Here is a 20,040-nt window from a genome sequence, read left to right as displayed (position 1 = left end):
CGCTCGTTCCAGGCGGCAGCGTCTCAGGCCTCAGCGAAGGGAGCGGCGTACTCAATAAGACCCTCTGCCTGAACAAGCGCCTCGTCGGCCAGTTTGTAGACCTGGAGCGCTTCCGCGCCGCGCAGGCGGCAGTGGAGCTGATGGCGGGCTGCCGGTTCAAAGCCCAGGTGACCATAAAAACCCGGGTTGCCCATCACGACGACGGCGGCATAGCCAAATTCATTAAGCGTATCCAGCCCTTCATAAATAAGCTGTTTAGCCAGCCCGTCACCGCGGCTGCTCTCTTCCACCGCCAGCGGCGCAAGGGCGACCCATTGATGATCCTCGCCATTAAGGGTGACCGGGCTGAATGCCGCGTAGCCCAGCACCTGGCCTTCATCATCGGTCGCCACCACGCCAAGCGTCAGCAGCCCATCCTCACGCAGCTGCTGAACCAGCTCCGCCTCTCTGGCTGTCGCAAAACAGCGCCGTAGCAGCGCGTCGATCCGGGCGGCGTCTATCCCGATTTCAGTACGAATCAACATGGCGCACCTGCGCGATCCGCAGGGGAAGTCGCGTCCTCAGTGAGTCCCGCCTCAATCAGCCTGGCCAGCTGCATCAGTCCGAAACGCAGCGGCGCGGGCATATGTTCAGGTTCCATCGCATCCATCAGATTCTTCACTTCGAGTCCCAGGTCAGTGTCGCCCTCAATCACCAGACGACGTTGGAAGAACAGCGTATCGGGGTCCTGCCGGCGGGCAGTCACCAGCAGCAGATCGTTAGCCTCACCGCGGAACCAGACGTCGGCCTCTTCCCGTTCGACAACCTGCAATTTCCCCTGCTCAAGAGTGGTGACCCAGCTCAGGCCCAGATCGCGGATCTCAATGCCTAACCCACGCCCCTCAAGAAAGTCTAGATCACCTTCGGCCAGAGCATGTTGAAACTGCCAGCTCAACAGCTGTTGCAGGCACTGTTTTTTGAGTGCTGAAGGGGCCAGCTGCAGCGGAATGCGCAAAAATTGTGGCCCCTTGCGGACAATTTTTGCACATAATGGGTTCAACACCATTATTACTCCTTACGTATGAGTTTTGACTATTTTGCCACACTGGCAAAACGAATCTGACGAATGGATCAGTAAAGTGTGCGAACTCTACAGAATTTTGGCATTAAATCCATTGCCCATCATTACGCCATTAGCTGCCTTAAATCAAAAGTTCTCATCGTTTCCCTGTTTACACTCACGGATTCTATCGTTTGTACGGAAGCGTAATATGGAACTGCTTTGCCCTGCGGGAAATTTGCCCGCACTAAAGGCTGCGGTCGAAAACGGAGCAGACGCCGTTTATGTTGGCCTGAAGGATGACACCAACGCCCGTCACTTCGCGGGCCTGAATTTCACCGGGAAGCGGCTGAAGGAGGCGGCCGGGTACATTCATCAGCACCGACGCAAGCTACATGTCGCAATCAACACCTTTGCGCATCCCAGCGGCTATGAGCGCTGGCAGTATGCGGTGGATATGGCCGCGAGCGTCGGCGTGGATGCGCTGATCCTGGCAGATATCGCCATGCTGGAGTACGCCGCTGAACGCTATCCGCATATTGAGCGGCACGTTTCGGTTCAGGCCTCGGCGACCAACGTCGAGGCAATCAAATTCTATCAGCGCAATTTCGATGTCGCCCGGGTCGTCCTGCCCCGGGTGCTCTCTATGCATCAGGTGCGCCAGCTGGCGCGCGTCACCCCCGTTCCGCTGGAGGTCTTCGCCTTTGGCAGCCTGTGCATCATGGCAGAAGGACGCTGTTTCCTCTCTTCATGGCTGACCGGTGAATCCCCCAATACCGTCGGCGCCTGCTCGCCCGCCCGCTATGTTCGCTGGCAGCAGACGCCCGGCGGGCTGGAGTCGCGGCTGAATGAGGTGCTAATCGATCGCTATGACGCCACGGAAAATGCAGGTTACCCAACGCTGTGTAAGGGCCGCTATCGTTTAGACGGGGCACGCTATCACGCGCTGGAAGAGCCAACCAGCCTGAATACTCTTGCGCTACTCCCGGAACTGCTGGCCGCTAATATCGCCTCGGTAAAAATTGAGGGCCGCCAGCGTAGCCCGGCCTACGTGGAACAGGTTACGCGCGTCTGGCGTCAGGCTATCGATCGATGCAGGGCCGATCCCGCCGGTTTTACCGCTCAGCAGAACTGGATGAATACGCTCAGCGCACTCAGCGAAGGAACACAGACCACGCTGGGCGCCTACCATCGTCAATGGCAGTAGGATACCCCATGAAATACGCATTAGGCCCGGTACTCTGGTACTGGCCAACTGAGACGCTACAGGATTTTTATCAGGCCGCTGCCAGCAGCAGTGCAGAGATCGTCTATCTGGGTGAAGCCGTATGCAGCAAACGTCGGGCAACCAAAATGGCAGACTGGATGGCGATGGCGAAAGCGCTGGCTGCGGCGGGCAAGCAGGTGGTACTGACCAGCCTGGCGCTGGTTCAGTCCCCTTCAGAACTGGTTGAGCTGAAACGCTATGTGGATAACGGCGAATTCCTTCTCGAAGCTAACGATATGGGAACGGTCAATATGGTCGCGGAAGCGGGTCTGCCCTTCGTCGCCGGCCATGCGCTGAACTGCTACAACGCCGTTACGCTGCGTCTGCTGTTAAAAATGGGTATGGTGCGCTGGTGTATGCCGGTTGAGCTGTCCCGCGACTGGCTGGACAACTTGCTGACGCAGTGCGAGACGCTGGGCATACGCAACCGGTTTGAGGTGGAAGTTTTGGGTTATGGCCATCTACCGCTGGCTTATTCTGCCCGCTGCTTTACCGCCAGGGCGGAGAACCGCGGCAAAGACGACTGTCAGACCTGCTGTAGTGAGCACCCGCTTGGGCGAAAACTTTATTCGCAGGAAGATCAGCTGGTATTTGTGCTTAATGGTATTCAGACGATGAGTGGTTATTGCTATAACCTGGGCAATGAGCTGATTTCGATGCAGGGGCGGGTGGATATTGTCCGCTTATCTCCCCAGGGGACAGAGACGCTGACGATGGTGGATGCATTTCGCGCCAACGAAACGGGTAAGCATCCCTTATCGCTGCAATCTCACAGGCAGTGTAATGGCTACTGGCGCCAGGTCGCCGGACTGGAGCTTGTCAGCTAAAACCGGGCGGGTTGTCGTCTGCTCATCCCCGCTAACAATAAATGCGGTTTTACCCGGGCGAATGATAAGTCATACTCACGCATAGCCCGGGTCACGCCTTATCAGGGCAGATTGTGCGCCAGGACTGGCTGGTAAAAGGTAAAGTGCTGCAAACTGCCAATCCTTTTATCAAAAAATCGTCCAGGCTATCTGCTTGCACCTGTACGTAACCTTCGGTTATCGAATTGCATGGGGCGGACGCCAAAGTACCGCCCCTTACTGAAAAGCGTGGCGACCGGCAAGATAACAGCCAGCATACCTGCAATTTGAAGGATGAGGGTTATTTCCGGCCCTTCAAAAAAAGTGAGCGACTATGTCCGATATAAAAAACGTCCCCCTGTCGATCCTCGATCTGGCGCCTATTCCGCAGGGTGCAGCCGCCTCTGATGCGTTCAGGACCTCTCTTACACTGGCACAGCAGGCCGAAAAGCTGGGTTACAATCGCTACTGGCTGGCCGAACATCACAATATGTCCGGTATCGCCAGTGCCGCCACCTCGGTGCTGATTGGCTTTCTTGCGGCGAATACGCAGACGCTACGGCTTGGCTCAGGCGGTGTGATGCTGCCTAATCATGCCCCTCTGGTCATTGCTGAGCAGTTCGGCACGCTGGAGTCTCTCTATCCGGGCCGTATTGATTTAGGGCTGGGCCGCGCGCCGGGTTCCGATCAGCGCACCATGATGGCGCTGCGTCGGCATATGGGCGGTCATGTTGATAATTTCCCCGCTGACGTGCAGGAGATGATTAGCTGGTTTGATGCCGCCGGGGATGAGCGTCCGGCCGTACAGCCGGTGCCGGGTCTGGGACTGAAGATCCCGGTCTGGCTTCTTGGTTCCAGCCTCTACAGCGCTCAGCTTGCGGCTAAGCTGGGACTGCCGTTTGCTTTTGCTTCACACTTTGCGCCAGACCTGCTTTTCCAGGCGCTTCACCTCTATCGGGAAGACTTTACGCCATCCGCACGGCTGCAAAAGCCTCATGCGATGATTTGCGTTAACGTTATCGCCGCCGACAGTGAGCGAGACGCCCGATTCCTGTTTACCTCCATGCAGCAGCAGTTTATCAATCTGCGCCGTGGTCGGCCTGGCCCACTGCCGGCGCCGGTGGAAAATATGGATAATCTGTGGTCGCCATCAGAACAGTATGGTGTGCAGCAGGCGCTGAGTATGTCGGTGGTGGGTGACAGGGATAAAGTGCGCCAGGGTCTGGTATCACTGCTGCGTGAGACGGAGGCCGATGAAATCATGATTAATGGGCAGATTTTTGACCAGCAGGCGCGACTGCACTCCTTTGCGCTGGCGATGGAAGCCTGGCAGTCGATCTGACAGCAGCAATCCTTCCGCATTACTGGATGAGAGGAGAGGATGGCAAAGCGCGACGTTATCGGAGCAAAAAAAAACCGGCCACACAGTGTGACCGGTTTTTAGCATTAAGGGTTGTTAAACCCTGATGCGATTATGCGTCGCGACGACGGGTTGGCGCTGCGCCACCCTCTTCACGGCGTGGACCACGGCCTGCACCGCCGCCACGACGCTCACCGCCGCCATTACGGTCGCTGAAGCGACGTGCGCCTTCAGGACGATCGCCACGAGGGGCACCGTCACGGGCACCGAAGCCGCCGCGTGATGGAGCACCGGAACCGCGACGCTCACCGCCACGTTCGTTGCTGCGTGGCTGTGCATCACCAATCAGCTGCATATTCATCGGCTTGTTCAGAATACGCGTGCGGGTGAAATGCGTCAGAATGTCACCGGGCATACCCTTCGGCAGCTCGATGGTTGAGTGAGTACCAAACAGCTTGATGTTACCGATGTAACGGCTGCTGATGTCACCTTCATTCGCAATCGCACCGACGATGTGGCGAACTTCCACGCCGTCATCGCGACCCACTTCAATACGGTAAACTTCCATATCGCCAACGTCACGACGTTCACGACGTGGACGATCGCCACCTTCACGGTTTTCACGTGGACCACGATCGGGACGGTCGCCACGGCGGTCGTCACGCTCTTTGAACTCACGACGCGGACGCGGTGCCGGATCGGCAGGCACGATCAGCGGACGTTCACCCTGAGCCATTTTCAGCAGAGCGGCGGCCAGCGTTTCCATATCCAGGTCTTCTTCCGGCTGCATTTTAGCCAGCAGAGCACGGTACAGGTCCAGGTCGCTGCTTTCCAGCTGTAGCTGAACTTTAGCGGCAAATTTAGCCAGACGGCGCTCGCCCAGCAGGTCTGCATTCGGCAGTTCAACTTCTGGGATCGTCAGCTTCATGGTGCGTTCGATATTACGCAGCAGACGACGCTCACGGTTCTCAACGAACAGCAGCGCACGGCCAGCACGACCTGCACGACCGGTACGGCCGATACGGTGAACGTATGACTCCGCATCCATTGGGATATCAAAGTTAACCACCAGGCTGATACGCTCAACGTCCAGACCACGGGCTGCAACGTCAGTCGCGATCAGAATATCCAGACGACCATCCTTCAGGCGCTCCAGCGTCTGCTCGCGCAGAGCCTGGTTCATATCGCCGTTCAGTGCTGCACTGTTATAGCCGCTACGTTCCAGGGCTTCAGCCACTTCCAGGGTCGCGTTTTTGGTACGCACAAAGATGATGGCCGCATCAAAGTCTTCGGCTTCAAGGAAGCGCACCAGGGCGTCAGTTTTACGACCGTAAGCCGTCCAGTAGCTCTGGCTGATATCAGGACGCGTAGTCAGACTTGACTGAATGCGCACTTCCTGAGGATCTTTCATAAAGCGTTTAGTGATACGACGAATCGCTTCTGGCATGGTGGCCGAGAACAGCGCGGTCTGATGATTCGCTGGCATCTGGGACATGATGGTTTCAACGTCTTCGATGAAGCCCATACGCAGCATTTCATCAGCTTCGTCCAGCACCAGGCCGCGCAGGTTAGACAGATCTAACGTGCCGCGTTTCAGGTGGTCAAGCAGGCGTCCAGGCGTACCCACCACAACCTGTGGTCCCTGGCGCAGGGCGCGCAGCTGTACGTCGTAACGCTGGCCGCCGTAAAGGGCCACCACGTTAAGACCGCGCATATGCTTGGAGAAATCAGTTACGGCTTCTGCAACCTGAACCGCCAACTCACGCGTTGGTGCCAGCACCAGGATCTGCGGTGCTTTCAGGTTGCTATCAATATTGTGAAGCAGTGGCAGCGAGAACGCTGCGGTTTTACCGCTCCCGGTCTGCGCCATACCCAACACATCACGGCCAGCCAGCAGGTGAGGAATACACTCAGCCTGGATTGGAGAAGGCTTTACGTAGCCCATACCGTTCAGTGATTCAAGGAGTTCAGCGTTCAGGCCAAGGTCAGCAAAAGTGGTTTCAATATCAGTCATGTAGTACACGTGCCTCTTAGATTGCGGCGGCCAGTCTACATAACTCGTCGTGAAAACATTTAGTCATTTTCATCAAAAAGTGTGAACCGGCTCAAATTAGTGGTCTCGACGAACAAAAAGGCCCTCATCCGCTAAGATGATGACTTTTCGAAAAAAAGGCAATATTAGTTCGTCAGCTATTGCTGGTCAGATTCTGATAAATCGTCTTGTGTCTGGCCGAGTAAGGCCAGCTCCAACAATGCATATCGGTGCTCAACGAAGTTATGTACGTTGTTAGCGACCGTCAGCTTGAACAACGCTTCTGCGTTGTCCTTCTCCCCCAGACTTAGGTAGTGTTTACCTAAATAGAAGTTGGTTTCACTGAGATGTTCAGCGAGCGAGGTGTTATCCGTTGCATCTGCCTTGAGACGTTCCATCAGCGTACTTTCGCTGATGTTGCCCAGGTAGAACTCGACAATATTCCATCCCCATTGATCTCTGACCGCTTTGTCGTAACGCTGTTGTAGCGCAACTTTGGCCTTGTCGGCATTTATCTCTTTTTCGTCGAGATAGAGCCACAGGCTACGGAAAGGATCGTTAGGATCGTCTTGATAAAACGCCAGCAGATCATCTTGCGACAATTTAAACCTTCCGCCGTAGTACAGGGCGATACCGCGGTTTAAATGTGCGTAATTGTAAGTTGGATCAAGCTCAAGTACAGAATCAAACGCTTCATAGGCAGCATCGTAGTTGCCTGCCTGCGTTAAATATATGCCTAAGTAATTGAATACTTCAGGCATATCCGGTCTGACAGATAGCGCTTGTGAAAAATCATTTCGCGCCAGTGCCCTCAAACCTAAACTATCATACAACACTCCGCGCTCATATAACAGCTGTGCGCGTTCATCATCGGTAAGGGCACGACTGGCAAGTATCTGTTCCATGCGCGCCAGAATGACTTCCTGCTGCAGCGTGGGCTGCAAAGGTACGGCCAGGACCTCGTTCTTACGCCAATCAGAGTTGCTGCATCCTGCCAGCGTTAAAGCTGTCGCAACGAAACACCAGCGCAAAAAAGGCTTCATTTCCCACTCCCGAATACAAACAATAGGATGGTAGTCCGTTCATCCGCTTGCCATGCACAAGGTGACGCGTCCTGCCCTCGCGATGAAACAGCTCTCCGTGACGCACACGGAGAGCTTAATAGTATGACTTTATTCCGCTTCTGGTGCCGGGGCAACAGCAGGGGTTACCGCTTCTGGTTCAGACTGCTCGGTCGCTTCTTTGATGCTCAGGCGTACGCGGCCCTGGCGATCAACTTCCAGCACTTTCACCGGCACTTCCTGACCCATCTGCAGATAGTCGGTTACTTTCTCTACGCGCTTGTCAGCGATTTGAGAAATGTGCACCAGACCTTCTTTACCACCACCGATGGCGACGAAGGCACCAAAGTCAACGATGCGGGTCACTTTACCGTTGTAGATACGGCCCACTTCGATTTCTGCCGTGATCTCTTCGATACGACGGATAGCGAATTTCGCTTTATCGCCGTCGGTTGCAGCAATTTTCACCGTACCGTCATCTTCGATCTCGATGGTGGTGCCGGTTTCTTCGGTCAGCGCACGAATAACCGAGCCGCCTTTACCGATGACGTCTTTGATTTTGTCCGGGCTGATCTTGATGGTATGGATACGCGGAGCAAACTGAGAGATGTCGCCGCGCGGGGTACTGATCGCCTGCTCCATCACGCCCAGGATGTGCAGACGCGCACCTTTAGCCTGGTTCAACGCCACCTGCATGATTTCGCGGGTGATGCCCTCAATTTTGATGTCCATCTGCAGCGCGGTGATACCTTCACGGCTACCGGCCACTTTAAAGTCCATGTCACCCAGGTGATCTTCGTCGCCCAGGATATCGGAGAGAACGACGAAGTTTTCACCCTCTTTCACCAGGCCCATGGCGATACCTGCAACTGCGGCCTTAATTGGCACGCCGGCATCCATCAGCGCCAGAGAAGCACCACACACGGACGCCATTGACGATGAGCCGTTTGATTCAGTGATTTCAGACACCACACGTACTGTGTAAGGGAACGCATCACCCTTCGGCATCACGGCCAGTACGCCGCGCTTGGCAAGACGGCCGTGGCCGATCTCGCGACGCTTAGGTGAACCTACCATACCGGTCTCACCGACGGAGTACGGAGGGAAGTTGTAGTGGAACAGGAAGTTGTCGGTACGCTCGCCCATCAGCTCATCGAGGTTCTGTGCGTCACGTGCGGTACCCAGGGTAGCGGTAACCAGCGCCTGCGTCTCACCACGGGTGAAGAGCGCAGAACCGTGAGTGCGCGGCAGTACGCCAGTGCGCACGTCCAGACCACGGATCATATCTTTTTCACGGCCGTCAATGCGCGGTTCGCCACGAAGAATGCGGCTACGTACGACGTCTTTTTCCAGACCGTGCAGAATATCGCTGATTTCACCTTCGTTCAGGCTTTCGTCTTCAGCCAGCAGCGCAGCGGTCACTTCGCTCTTGATAACGCCAACGCGATCGTAACGCTCCTGCTTCTCGGTGATGCGATAAGCATCGCTCAGGCGAGATTCAGCCAGCGCGGCAATACGGCTGGTCAGAGATTCGTTTACGGCCTCTGGCTGCCAGTCCCAGCGTGGTTTACCGGCTTCGGCAACCAGAGAGTTGATCTGGTCGATAACTATCTGCTGCTGCTCGTGACCGTAAACCACCGCACCCAGCATCTGATCTTCGCTCAGCACTTCGGCTTCAGACTCAACCATCAGCACGGCACCCTGAGTACCAGCAACAACCAGGTCCAGTTTGCTCTCTTTCAGCTCGTCGGTGGTTGGGTTTAGCACATACTGATTGTTAATGTAACCTACGCGCGCAGCACCGATAGGACCATTAAAGGGCAGACCGGACAGGCTCAGCGCCGCAGAAGCACCGATCATCGCCACGATGTCAGGATTGACCTGTGGGTTTACGGAAACCACGGTCGCGATTACCTGAACTTCGTTAACGAAACCTTCCGGGAACAGGGGGCGCACCGGGCGGTCAATGAGGCGTGAGGTCAGGGTTTCACCTTCGCTCGGGCGGCCTTCACGACGGAAGAAGCTGCCGGGAATGCGGCCAGCAGCGTAGGTACGCTCCTGATAGTTTACGGTCAGCGGGAAAAAGCCCTGGCCCGGCTTGGCTTTTTTCTGGCCAACAACGGTAACGAATACCGCAGTGTCATCCATGCTTACCATTACAGCTGCCGTGGCCTGGCGAGCCATCATACCGGTCTCCAGAGTGACGGTATGCTGACCATATTGGAATTTTCTTACGATCGGGTTCAGCAAAATTAAATCCTTAACGTTCTGACAGGGCGCTGACCCTGCCGAAAAATTTTAATCTTCATTTGCATCCTCGCGACTAATGACAACCCTTAATCCCACCCCGGGGACAAAGCCTCTCATTAGCCGCGCGAAACGCTGCAACTGAAGATCGCACGTGTCAACAATACAATAGTTTGGCGAAAAATGCTGCCGCTTAGCGGAAAAAAGGGGCCATAGAGGCCCCTTTTTAGCAAAACTCGCACAAATCTGCCTTTAAGCCATTTCTCGTATCAGATTGCGCTGAAACGCACCGGGCAAGGCAGATTCTAAGATTTAGCGACGCAGACCCAGACGCTCGATCAGGCTGGTATAACGTGCAACATCTTTACGCTTCAGGTAATCCAGCAGCTTACGACGCTGGGAAACCATACGCAGCAGACCGCGACGGCTGTGGTGATCTTTTTTGTGCTCAGAGAAGTGACCCTGCAGATGGTTAATCTGAGCAGTCAGCAGAGCAACCTGAACTTCGGTAGAACCACTGTCGTTAGCATCGCGACCGTAATCGGCAACGATCTGTGCTTTAGTTTCAACACTTAGAGACATGATACAACTCCAAATTTAAGATAAATGTACAGGTGCCGATCTCTAATTCAGCGACCCAATGTAAAGCCGCGCTATTCTACTCTGCGCCTGATACTTTCGCAAATGGCGCGTCGGAATATTCCACGACCAGCCGTCGGGGCGCAACACGGCCATCCGCAGCGATTTCTGCCATGCCAATAAATTTGCGCGTTTCGCCTTCGGTTACGCGGACCAGCCCCGTAGCAGGAACATGACCCGCCTGCACCGGTTGCCCCTGCCTGAAGTAAGCGGCAACCGAACTCAGGAGGTTTACCTCCGGGTACGCGGCGGCCGGGCTGTCCATCGGCATCAGCAGCGGGTCCAGCAGATCAGCAGGCGTTTTACCACTGACGTACGCTTCTTCACTCAGCGCCGACAGCTGCTCAAGCGTAACCATGCTGGCAACCGGGTAGGTCGCAACCTGTAGCCGACGTAAATAGGCTACATGGGCGCCACAGCCGAGCAGTTCTCCCAGGTCATCCGTAATCGTACGAATGTAGGTTCCCTTAGAGCAGTGGATTTCCAGCTCCAGCTCATCGCCTTCCCAGCGGATAAGCTGCAGATCATAGACGGTGATACTGCGCGCCTCGCGCGGCACTTCAATACCTTCGCGGGCGTACTCATAGAGCTTTCGCCCCTGATACTTCAGCGCGGAGTACATCGACGGGACCTGTTGGGTTTCCCCACGGAAGCCGTCGAGCGCCTCAAGCAGCTGTTGCTCGGTAAACGTCACCGGACGTTCGCTGATGACGGTACCCTCTGCGTCAGAGGTATCGGTACGCTGTCCCAGTTTTGCAATAACGCGATAGCGCTTATCCGAGTCAAGCAGGTACTGTGAAAATTTCGTGGCTTCGCCCAGGCAAACTGGCAGCATGCCGGTAGCCAGAGGATCCAGTGCACCGGTATGACCCGCGCGGTTTGCCGAGAAGAGGCGCTTTACTTTTTGCAGTGCATCATTACTGGACAGACCGCCAGGCTTATCCAGCAGCAGCACACCATGGACGTCGCGACCGCGACGACGTGGACGACTCATCAGTCCTCCTTGTCTTCTTCCGCAGGGCCACGACGCTCGGCGTCGTTTCTCACTACGTTAGTGACAAGGTTAGACATGCGCATGCCTTCAACCAGTGAATTGTCATAGAACCAGGTTAGCTCAGGCACGATACGCAGGCGCATGGCTTTACCCAGCAGCGAACGGATATAGCCGGATGCGTCGCCAAGCGCCCGCAGGCCACCTTTGATAGCGTCTTCGTCTTTATCGTTCAGAAAGGTGACAAACACTTTGGCATAGGCCAGGTCGCGTGAAACTTCGACGCCTGACACGGTTACCATCATGCCCAGACGGGGATCTTTAATCTCACGCTGTAAAATCATCGCGATCTCTTTCTGCAATTCCTGAGAAACGCGCTGTGGGCGACCAAATTCTTTCGCCATATTAGAACTCTCCAGATTAAGGCTGTGTCCGACCCTGGATCCTGAGACCGTCGGAATACCAATAGTTCATGATCAAGGTGGAAGATGAAGGGCATAGCAGACTATGTTCAAACCTGACAACGCAGGACGCGAGCTAGTGGTGGGACACAGCCTACGGGAGGCCCACTGGGCCTCCCGGATACGTCACTTTTTCAAGAGACCATTAATCGATTGTACGCTGGATCTCGATAATTTCGAATACTTCGATCATATCGCCAACGCGCACATCGTTGTAATTCTTCACGCCGATACCACACTCCATGCCGTTGCGAACTTCGTTGACGTCATCTTTGAAGCGGCGCAGGGATTCCAGCTCGCCTTCATAGATAACCACGTTGTCGCGCAGTACGCGGATAGGATTGTGACGCTTGATGTTACCTTCGGTCACCATACAACCGGCGATAGCACCAAATTTCGGTGATTTGAACACGTCCCGTACCGCAGCCAGACCGATGATCTGCTGTTTGTACTCAGGTGCAAGCATACCGCTCATCGCTGCTTTAACTTCGTCAATCAGATTATAGATGACGGAGTAGTAGCGCAGATCCAGGCTTTCAGTATCAATGACGCGGCGCGCAGAGGCATCAGCACGGACATTAAAGCCAACCAGGATAGCGTTAGACGCTGCAGCCAGTGTGGCGTCGGTCTCAGTGATACCGCCCACACCAGAACCCACGATTTTAACTTTCACTTCATCAGTCGAAAGTTTCATCAGGGAGTCGGAGATAGCTTCGACAGAACCCTGTACGTCGGCTTTCAGCACGATGTTCAGTTCAGATACTTCGCCTTCGGTCATGTTAGCAAACATGTTTTCCAGCTTAGATTTCTGCTGACGCGCCAGCTTCACTTCACGGAATTTGCCCTGACGATACAGTGCCACTTCACGCGCTTTTTTCTCGTCGCGTACGACTGTCGCTTCATCACCTGCCGCCGGAACGCCCGACAGCCCCAGGATTTCAACCGGGATAGAAGGACCTGCGGTCAGGACTTCACGCCCTAACTCATCACGCATCGCACGCACGCGGCCATATTCAAAACCACAAAGGACGATATCGCCTTTGTTCAATGTACCTTCACGCACCAGTACGGTAGCAACCGGGCCACGACCTTTATCCAGGAAGGATTCAACGACTACGCCGCTCGCCATACCCTGACGGACTGCGGTCAGCTCCAGAACTTCAGCCTGCAGCAGGATGATGTTCAGCAGGTCGTCGATACCGGTACCCGCTTTCGCAGAAACGTTGACGAACATGTTCTCACCGCCCCACACTTCCGGAATGATCCCGTACTGAGTGAGTTCGTTTTTAACACGATCAGGGTCAGCTTCAGGTTTGTCGCACTTGTTCACCGCGACAACAACCGGCACGTTCGCCGCTTTCGCATGCTGGATAGCTTCAACCGTCTGTGGCATAACGCCATCGTCCGCTGCAACAACCAGGATGACGATATCTGTCGCCTGGGCACCACGAGCACGCATTGCGGTAAACGCGGCGTGTCCCGGCGTGTCCAGGAAGGTGATCATACCGCTGTCAGTTTCAACGTGGTAAGCACCGATATGCTGGGTAATGCCGCCCGCTTCGCCAGAGGCGACTTTGGTCGAACGGATATAGTCGAGCAGAGACGTTTTACCGTGGTCAACGTGGCCCATGATGGTCACGACTGGCGCACGAGACTCACGTTCAGCCTGAGTGTCACGATCGCTCATCACCGCTTCTTCCAGCTCATTCTCGCGGCGCAGCGTCACTTTGTGACCCATTTCTTCCGCAACCAGCTGGGCAGTTTCCTGATCGATAACCTGATTAATGGTCGCCATGGCACCCAGCTTCATCATCGCTTTGATGACCTGAGAACCCTTCACCGCCATTTTGTTAGCCAGCTCGGCCACGGTGATAGTCTCACCGATGACAACGTCGCGGTTAACAGCCTGAGCAGGCTTGTTAAAGCCCTGCTGCAGCGTGCTTGGCTTGCGCTTGCCGCCTTTACCACCGCGGAACTGCGCGCGCGCTTCTTCACGGTCGGTTTTCGCTTCAGAATGCTTGTTGCCCTTCTTCTGGCGAGGCGCTTTCGCTGGACGCGTACGACGATCGCCTTCTACCTTGGCATCGTTTTCGTCTTCCGCGGCACGCGCGTGGGTGGACGTGGTGACATGATAGTCAGAAGTGTCTTCGACTTCTTTTTCCGCTTCAGCCCACTCTGAGCCTTTTTCTTCCGCCATTTTACGGGCCTCTTCCGCTACGCGCTTCGCGTCTTCTTCGATTTTGCGACGCGCTTCTTCTTCAGCTTTACGCTTCAGCTCTGCGGCTTCAGCTTCGCGGCGGGCTTTGTCTGACTGGGCCGCCCGGGTTGTTTCGTCGGTATGTTGATTGCTCACTTTTTCTTTTTCCGCTGCTTCACGTTTGGCTTTATCAGCTGCCTCACGCTTAGCCTGCTCCTCGGCTTCACGCTTCGCTTTCTCTTGAGCTTCGTGCGCGGCTTTCTCTTCAGCCTCACGACGAGCCAGTTCTTCCGCTTCACGCTGTGCCTGCTCTTCTGCTTCTGCCTGAGCAGCTTCTGCAGGATCGCCTTTTACATAGGTGCGCTTTTTGCGGACTTCAATCTGCACCGCTTTGCTTTTACCGCCGGTGCCCGGCACGTTCAGGGTGCTGCGCGTTTTGCGCTGCAGAGTAAGTTTACCAGAACCGCCGTTATGGTCGCGGTTCAGATGGCTAAGGAGCGTCTCTTTTTCCTGCTGGGTCACAGAATCTGTCTCAGACTTGCGGATCCCTGCATCAGCAAATTGCTGTACCAGGCGTTCTACCGGGGTCTGAATCTCTGCGGCCAGCGATTTTACGGTTACATCTGTCATGCTGTTCCTTCCTGCTTACAGTTTATTACGCGTCGTCGCCGAACCAGCAGATATTACGTGCAGCCATAATCAGCTCACCGGCCCGTTCATCGCTCAGGCCCTCAATATCTGACAGATCGTCAACACCCTGCTCGGCAAGATCTTCCAGCGTGCATACGCCAATCGCCGCCAGCTTAAATGCCAGTTCACGATCCAGACCTTCCAGATTCAGCAAATCTTCTGCCGGCTGGTTTTCACCCAGGCTCTCTTCTTTTGCCAGCGCCAGGGTCGTTAACGCATTTTTTGCCCGATCGCGCAGCGCTTCTACCGTATCTTCATCCATCCCGTCGATTTCCAACAGTTCATTGATGGGAACATACGCGAGCTCTTCAAGTGAGGAGAAGCCCTCTTCAACCAGCATGGTGGCGAAATCTTCATCAATATCAAGATATTTGGTAAAGACATCGATAGCAGCGTGGGCTTCAGCCTGATGCTTAGCCTGAAGATCGTCGACCGTCATCACGTTCAGCTCCCAGCCACTCAGCTGTGAAGCCAGACGCACGTTTTGGCCATTACGGCCTATCGCCTGAGCCAGATTTCCGGCTTCTACGGCGATGTCCATGGTGTGATTATCTTCATCCACCACGATAGAGGCAACATCCGCAGGCGCCATGGCGTTGATCACGAACTGCGCGGGATTATCATCCCACAGCACGATATCAATACGCTCACCGGCCAGCTCGCTGGACACTGCCTGAACACGCGCACCACGCATACCGACGCAGGCACCGATAGGATCGATACGCTTGTCGTTGGTTTTCACGGCAATCTTGGCACGAGAGCCGGGATCGCGCGCGGCGGCTTTAATTTCAATCACTTCCTCGCCGATTTCCGGCACTTCGATACGGAAGAGTTCGATCAGCATTTCAGGTTTTGAACGGCTGACGAAAAGCTGGGCACCACGGGCTTCGGGGCGAACTGCGTACAGAACACCACGAATACGGTCGCCCGGACGGAAGTTTTCGCGCGGCAGCATATCCTCACGGATAATGACCGCTTCCGCATTGTTGCCCAGATCCAGAGAGATATTGTCGCGATTGACCTTTTTTACCACGCCGGTGATGATTTCACCTTCCTGCTCGCGGAACTGGTCCACAACCATCGCACGCTCGGCTTCGCGCACTTTTTGCACGATAACCTGTTTGGCGGTCTGGGTAGTGATACGGTCAAAGGTGACAGATTCAATCTGATCCTCAACAAATCCGCCGACGTCCAGGGACTCGTCTTCAAAACGTGCGGCATCGAGCGTGATTTCACGCGTCGGCTGGGTCACTTCATTAACAATAACCCAGCGGCGGAAGGTGTCAAAATCGCCGCTTTTGCGATCGATGCTGACGCGAACGTCAATTTCTTGCTCGTATTTTTTCTTTGTTGCCGTTGCCAGTGCGCTCTCCAGCGCTTCGAAAATCTTCTCGCGAGGAAGGGATTTCTCGTTAGATACGGCCTCAACAACAGCTAAGATTTCTTTATTCATCCTGGTATGCCTCAATCCGGACTTTTAAAAGTGGGGAACCAGGTTCGCTTTCTGAATGTTACTCAGCGCGAACACTTCATCGTTACCCTCAACGGCAACAGTCACCATTTCACCTTCTACAGCTTTAATGATTCCCTGCCACTTGCGGCGGTTCTGTACGGCCATACGCAGTACCAGGCTCACTTCGTCACCGATGAATTGCGTATAATGCTTAGCGGTGAAGAGAGGACGCTCCAGGCCTGGTGAAGAGACTTCAAGGGTATAAGCGACGGTAATCGGATCTTCAACGTCAAACACGGCGCTTACCTGGTGGCTTACATCGGCACAATCGTCAACAGTGATGCCATCTTCACTATCAATATAGATGCGCAACGTGGATGTGCGACCGCGTACAAACTCAATACCAACCAGTTCGTAGCCTAGCGCTTCTACCGGTGCTGAAATCAGCGCTGTTAATTTTTGCTCTAATGTGGACAAGCCCACCCCCAAGACATAAAAAAAGGGCTTAATAGCCCAGTATGCTGTTTCCTGATAACAAAAAACCCCGAAAATTCGGGGCTTTTTGCGACTGGACCCTGTACGCCATCACTGGCGGTTCGGCACAATCCAAAAGAATTTTTTTCAAAAAACTGCTATTGATGCGCCAGTAATCAGTGCAAACAGTATATTTGAAAAAGAACTCTAAGAGAAAGTGGTTGCGGGAGCCGGATTTGAACCGACGACCTTCGGGTTATGAGCCCGACGAGCTACCAGGCTGCTCCATCCCGCGTCCGAAAACGTGGCAAATACTACGCCAAACTTGCACGAAATGCAAGCAATACTGAGATTTGGTACCGAGGACGGGACTTGAACCCGTAAGCCCATGCGGGCACTACCACCTCAAGGTAGCGTGTCTACCAATTCCACCACCACGGCACTAAAGAGGCGACTTTTTTATTTCTGTCGCGTCGAAATGGTTACTGCTTTTACTGCTTACTGTGGGATGTCGCTACCCGGCGCTGCCGGCTTAGCTGGCTGGCTCTGCTGCGACTGTGCGGGCTGAGTCAGATTTTCCCACTCGCTTCCTTTCTGAGTTTTGTTGCTATTGAGGTTACCCAGAATCAAGCTGATGATGAAGAACAATGCCGCCAGCACTGCGGTCATACGGGTCATAAAGTTGCCTGAGCCGTTAGAACCAAAGAGCGTTGCGGAAGATCCTGCACCAAACGACGCGCCCATATCAGCGCCTTTACCTTGCTGCAGCATAATCAAACCTACAAGGCCGATCGCCACAATAAGGAAAACTACCAAAAGAGCTTCGTACATATTCAACCTGTTCCTTGCGCGGTTACCGCACATCAAAAGCTTCAAACCATTTAGAGAGATAGCGTTGCCACTACCCATCAGAAGCGGGTGTGAATACTAACCAAAGCGCGCACCCTACGCAAGGGCAATTTACAGTCGTGCGATCGTTTGCAGAAAAAAACGACAAAAGGCTGTTGAGTGCGCAATAAGTAAACGGAAAAGGCCGGCCACCAGGTAGAAGAAATATCGGCTTATCAGCCCATTCCGGTTTATTACGCGTCGCGTACTCTGCCTTTAAACGGCTTTAACCGCATCGGCGATCCGGTGTGCAAGCGCGTTAACCTGTGCTTCATCCTCACCTTCCACCATGACGCGGATAAGCGGTTCGGTCCCGGACTTGCGCAGCAACACGCGACCGCGTCCGTTCAGCTCGGCTTCTGCGGCGGCGGTTGCCGCAGTGACCCGTTCGTCGGCCAGTGGATCGTTGCTGCCACTGAAGCGGACATTGACCAGTATCTGCGGTAGCAGCTTCATACCGCTACACAAATCATGCAGGCTCATATGATTACGTACCATCGCAGTGAGCACCTGTAGACCCGCCACAATGCCATCTCCGGTGGTGGTTTTGTCGAGCAGGATAACGTGGCCGGAGTTCTCTGCCCCCAGGCGCCAGCCCTTTTCCTGTAGCTTCTCCAATACGTAGCGATCGCCAACTTTTGCCCGCGCGAAGGGAATGCCCAGCTGTTTCAATGCCAGCTCCAGCCCCATGTTGCTCATCAGGGTACCCACTACCCCCCCGCGCAGCTGGCCCTGGCGTAATCCTTCGCGCGCGATGATATAGAGTATCTGATCGCCATCGACCTTATGGCCAAGGTGGTCCACCATCATGATGCGATCGCCATCCCCGTCGTAGGCCAGGCCAATATCCGCTTTTTCAGCCAGGACGCGTTCCTGCAGCTTGCGCACGTCCGTCGCGCCACACTCTTTGTTGATATTCATGCCATCCGGCTGAACGCCGATTGATATCACCGTGGCGCCCAGCTCGCGCAGCACGTTAGGCGCTATGTGATAGGTAGCGCCGTTGGCGCAGTCCACCACGACTTTCAAGCCGTTCAGATTCAGCTCGCTGGGAAAGGTGCCCTTGCAAAACTCAATATAGCGCCCGGCGGCATCAACGATGCGGCTTGCGCGGCCCAGTTCGGCAGATTCGACGCAGGTGATTGGTTTTTCCATTTCCGCCTCTATGGCCTCTTCAACATCATCGGGAAGCTTCGTTCCTTCGATGGAAAAGAACTTAATACCATTATCATCAAATGGATTATGCGACGCGGAAATTACAATGCCCGCTTCGGCCCGGAATGTTCGGGTCAGGTAGGCGATGGCAGGCGTCGGCATCGGGCCGGTAAAGGCCGCAGACAGACCGGCCGCCGCCAGCCCGGCTTCAAGGGCAGATTCCAGCATATAACCGGAAATACGCGTATCTTTACCGATGATGATTTTTTTTGAACCGTTTCTTGCCAGCACCTTCCCGGCTGCCCAACCCAGTTTCAGCACGAAGTCCGGAGTGATAGGCGGCTCACCTACTTTGCCGCGGATGCCGTCGGTACCAAAATACTTACGCTTGCTCATAACTTAGTCTTCCTTCGCTGACAGTGTTGCTTCGACGACCCGCATCGCTTCAACGGTTTCTTTGACATCATGGACGCGCAGGATCTGCGCCCCCTGCATGGCGGCGATGACCGCACAGGCCAGGCTGCCGGTCAGGCGCTGCGATGGCCCAACGTTTAGCAGCTGCCCTATCATGCTTTTCCGCGACATACCGACCAGCAGCGGAAGCCCGAAGTGGTGGAAATCAGCCAGGTGCGCCAAAAGCTGATAATTATGGGAGAGATTCTTACCGAAACCGAATCCCGGGTCGAGCAGCAGCTGTTCTTTTTTAATCCCTGCCGCTTCACAGCGTGCAATCTGCTGAACAAAGAATGCGTCAACGTCCTGAAGCAGATCGCTATATTTTGGCGCCTGCTGCATGGTACGCGGCTCACCCTGCATATGCATCAGGCATACCGGTAACCCTGTCTCAGAGGCGGCTTCCAGCGCACCCGGCTCCCTGAGCGAACGGATATCATTGATAATATGCGCTCCGGCGCGCGCTGACGCTCTGATCACCTCAGGCTTTGAGGTATCGACCGAGATCCAGACTTCAAAGCGCTGCGAGATGGCTTCAACCACCGGAATAACGCGCGCCAGCTCCTCTTCTACGCTGACCTCATCGGCCCCCGGGCGCGTTGACTCTCCGCCGATATCAATAATCGTCGCGCCGGCATTAATCATTTCATTGGCATGAATCAGCGCCTGGATAAGCTCATTATGCTTGCCGCCGTCTGAGAATGAATCAGGCGTCACATTTAAAATACCCATAACGTGGGGATGCGACAGGTCAAGCACGGAATCCTGGGCGTAAAGCTTCATAGCGG

At 54.8% G+C, this 20,040-nt stretch carries 18 protein-coding genes and 2 tRNA genes; 3 read left to right on the top strand and 17 right to left on the bottom strand.

What is annotated here, in order from left to right; genetic code table 11:
* Positions 1 to 23: 23 nt before the first annotated feature.
* Positions 24 to 524, bottom strand: coding sequence for a GNAT family N-acetyltransferase (locus tag ACLRGG_RS00465; RefSeq protein WP_416247903.1), 501 nt, complete (start codon positions 522 to 524; stop codon positions 24 to 26).
* A complete protein-coding gene (ubiT, locus tag ACLRGG_RS00460) occupies positions 518 to 1,045 on the bottom strand; it encodes a ubiquinone anaerobic biosynthesis accessory factor UbiT (RefSeq protein WP_416247902.1) in 528 nt (175 codons plus the stop codon). The genes ACLRGG_RS00465 and ubiT overlap by 7 nt, the downstream gene beginning before the upstream one ends.
* 205 nt (positions 1,046 to 1,250) lie before the next feature.
* Between ubiT and ubiU the strand changes: the two genes are divergently transcribed.
* The 3 genes from ubiU to ACLRGG_RS00445 all read left to right on the top strand — a co-directional run bounded on the left by ubiU (position 1,251) and on the right by ACLRGG_RS00445 (position 4,493).
* A complete protein-coding gene (ubiU, locus tag ACLRGG_RS00455; RefSeq protein ID WP_416247901.1) occupies positions 1,251 to 2,246 on the top strand; it encodes a ubiquinone anaerobic biosynthesis protein UbiU in 996 nt (331 codons plus the stop codon).
* 8 nt (positions 2,247 to 2,254) lie between these two features.
* A complete protein-coding gene (locus ACLRGG_RS00450; protein WP_416247900.1) occupies positions 2,255 to 3,133 on the top strand; it encodes a U32 family peptidase in 879 nt (292 codons plus the stop codon).
* 352 nt (positions 3,134 to 3,485) lie between these two features.
* Positions 3,486 to 4,493: a luciferase-like monooxygenase gene (locus ACLRGG_RS00445; protein ID WP_416247899.1), complete on the top strand. Its 1,008-nt coding sequence runs from the start codon at positions 3,486 to 3,488 to the stop codon at positions 4,491 to 4,493.
* A 130-nt stretch (positions 4,494 to 4,623) separates the two neighbouring features.
* On the opposite strand, the gene ACLRGG_RS00440 is transcribed toward ACLRGG_RS00445, so the two are convergent.
* The 15 genes from ACLRGG_RS00440 to folP all read right to left on the bottom strand — a co-directional run bounded on the left by ACLRGG_RS00440 (position 4,624) and on the right by folP (position 20,035).
* On the bottom strand, positions 4,624 to 6,525 hold the full coding sequence (locus ACLRGG_RS00440) for a DEAD/DEAH family ATP-dependent RNA helicase (protein WP_416247898.1): 1,902 nt from the start codon (positions 6,523 to 6,525) through the stop codon (positions 4,624 to 4,626).
* A gap of 16 nt (positions 6,526 to 6,541) precedes the next feature.
* Positions 6,542 to 6,598, bottom strand: a complete 57-nt coding sequence (yrbN, locus tag ACLRGG_RS00435) for a protein YrbN (RefSeq protein ID WP_152540238.1) — start codon at positions 6,596 to 6,598, stop codon at positions 6,542 to 6,544.
* Positions 6,599 to 6,701: 103 nt separating this feature from the next.
* Positions 6,702 to 7,586: a lipoprotein NlpI gene (gene nlpI / locus ACLRGG_RS00430; protein ID WP_416247897.1), complete on the bottom strand. Its 885-nt coding sequence runs from the start codon at positions 7,584 to 7,586 to the stop codon at positions 6,702 to 6,704.
* A gap of 129 nt (positions 7,587 to 7,715) precedes the next feature.
* Positions 7,716 to 9,854, bottom strand: a complete 2,139-nt coding sequence (gene pnp / locus ACLRGG_RS00425) for a polyribonucleotide nucleotidyltransferase (protein WP_416247896.1) — start codon at positions 9,852 to 9,854, stop codon at positions 7,716 to 7,718.
* Positions 9,855 to 10,163: 309 nt separating this feature from the next.
* Positions 10,164 to 10,433: a 30S ribosomal protein S15 gene (rpsO, locus tag ACLRGG_RS00420; RefSeq protein ID WP_024966694.1), complete on the bottom strand. Its 270-nt coding sequence runs from the start codon at positions 10,431 to 10,433 to the stop codon at positions 10,164 to 10,166.
* A 76-nt stretch (positions 10,434 to 10,509) separates the two neighbouring features.
* Complete coding sequence (truB, locus tag ACLRGG_RS00415) at positions 10,510 to 11,484, bottom strand: tRNA pseudouridine(55) synthase TruB (protein WP_416247895.1); 975 nt, start codon at positions 11,482 to 11,484, stop codon at positions 10,510 to 10,512.
* On the bottom strand, positions 11,484 to 11,885 hold the full coding sequence (gene rbfA / locus ACLRGG_RS00410; protein ID WP_345829138.1) for a 30S ribosome-binding factor RbfA: 402 nt from the start codon (positions 11,883 to 11,885) through the stop codon (positions 11,484 to 11,486). Before rbfA ends, truB begins: the two co-directional genes overlap by 1 nt.
* Positions 11,886 to 12,087: 202 nt before the next feature.
* Positions 12,088 to 14,769, bottom strand: a complete 2,682-nt coding sequence (gene infB, locus ACLRGG_RS00405) for a translation initiation factor IF-2 (RefSeq protein WP_416247894.1) — start codon at positions 14,767 to 14,769, stop codon at positions 12,088 to 12,090.
* 25 nt (positions 14,770 to 14,794) lie between these two features.
* The gene (gene nusA / locus ACLRGG_RS00400; protein WP_067706016.1) at positions 14,795 to 16,282 is read right to left on the bottom strand and encodes a transcription termination factor NusA; all 1,488 of its coding nucleotides are present in this window, start codon (positions 16,280 to 16,282) and stop codon (positions 14,795 to 14,797) included.
* A gap of 24 nt (positions 16,283 to 16,306) precedes the next feature.
* Positions 16,307 to 16,759, bottom strand: a complete 453-nt coding sequence (gene rimP, locus ACLRGG_RS00395; RefSeq protein WP_067706295.1) for a ribosome maturation factor RimP — start codon at positions 16,757 to 16,759, stop codon at positions 16,307 to 16,309.
* A 215-nt stretch (positions 16,760 to 16,974) separates the two neighbouring features.
* Positions 16,975 to 17,051: transfer RNA gene (locus ACLRGG_RS00390), tRNA-Met, on the bottom strand.
* A gap of 59 nt (positions 17,052 to 17,110) precedes the next feature.
* A tRNA-Leu gene (locus tag ACLRGG_RS00385) sits at positions 17,111 to 17,197 on the bottom strand.
* A 57-nt stretch (positions 17,198 to 17,254) separates the two neighbouring features.
* Complete coding sequence (gene secG, locus ACLRGG_RS00380; protein ID WP_067706015.1) at positions 17,255 to 17,587, bottom strand: preprotein translocase subunit SecG; 333 nt, start codon at positions 17,585 to 17,587, stop codon at positions 17,255 to 17,257.
* A 273-nt stretch (positions 17,588 to 17,860) separates the two neighbouring features.
* A complete protein-coding gene (gene glmM, locus ACLRGG_RS00375; protein WP_416247893.1) occupies positions 17,861 to 19,195 on the bottom strand; it encodes a phosphoglucosamine mutase in 1,335 nt (444 codons plus the stop codon).
* A 3-nt stretch (positions 19,196 to 19,198) separates the two neighbouring features.
* Positions 19,199 to 20,035 (bottom strand): dihydropteroate synthase, encoded by an 837-nt coding sequence (gene folP, locus ACLRGG_RS00370; protein ID WP_416247892.1) that lies wholly within the window; start codon positions 20,033 to 20,035, stop codon positions 19,199 to 19,201.
* Positions 20,036 to 20,040 lie beyond the last annotated feature (5 nt).

Origin of the sequence: Erwinia sp. PPS120 (assembly GCF_047918655.1) — a bacterium.
GTDB classification, from domain to species: Bacteria; Pseudomonadota; Gammaproteobacteria; order Enterobacterales; family Enterobacteriaceae; genus Erwinia; species Erwinia tasmaniensis_A.
Note: the sequence above shows the minus strand (reverse complement) of the source record. Positions and strands in the feature narration are given on the sequence as shown.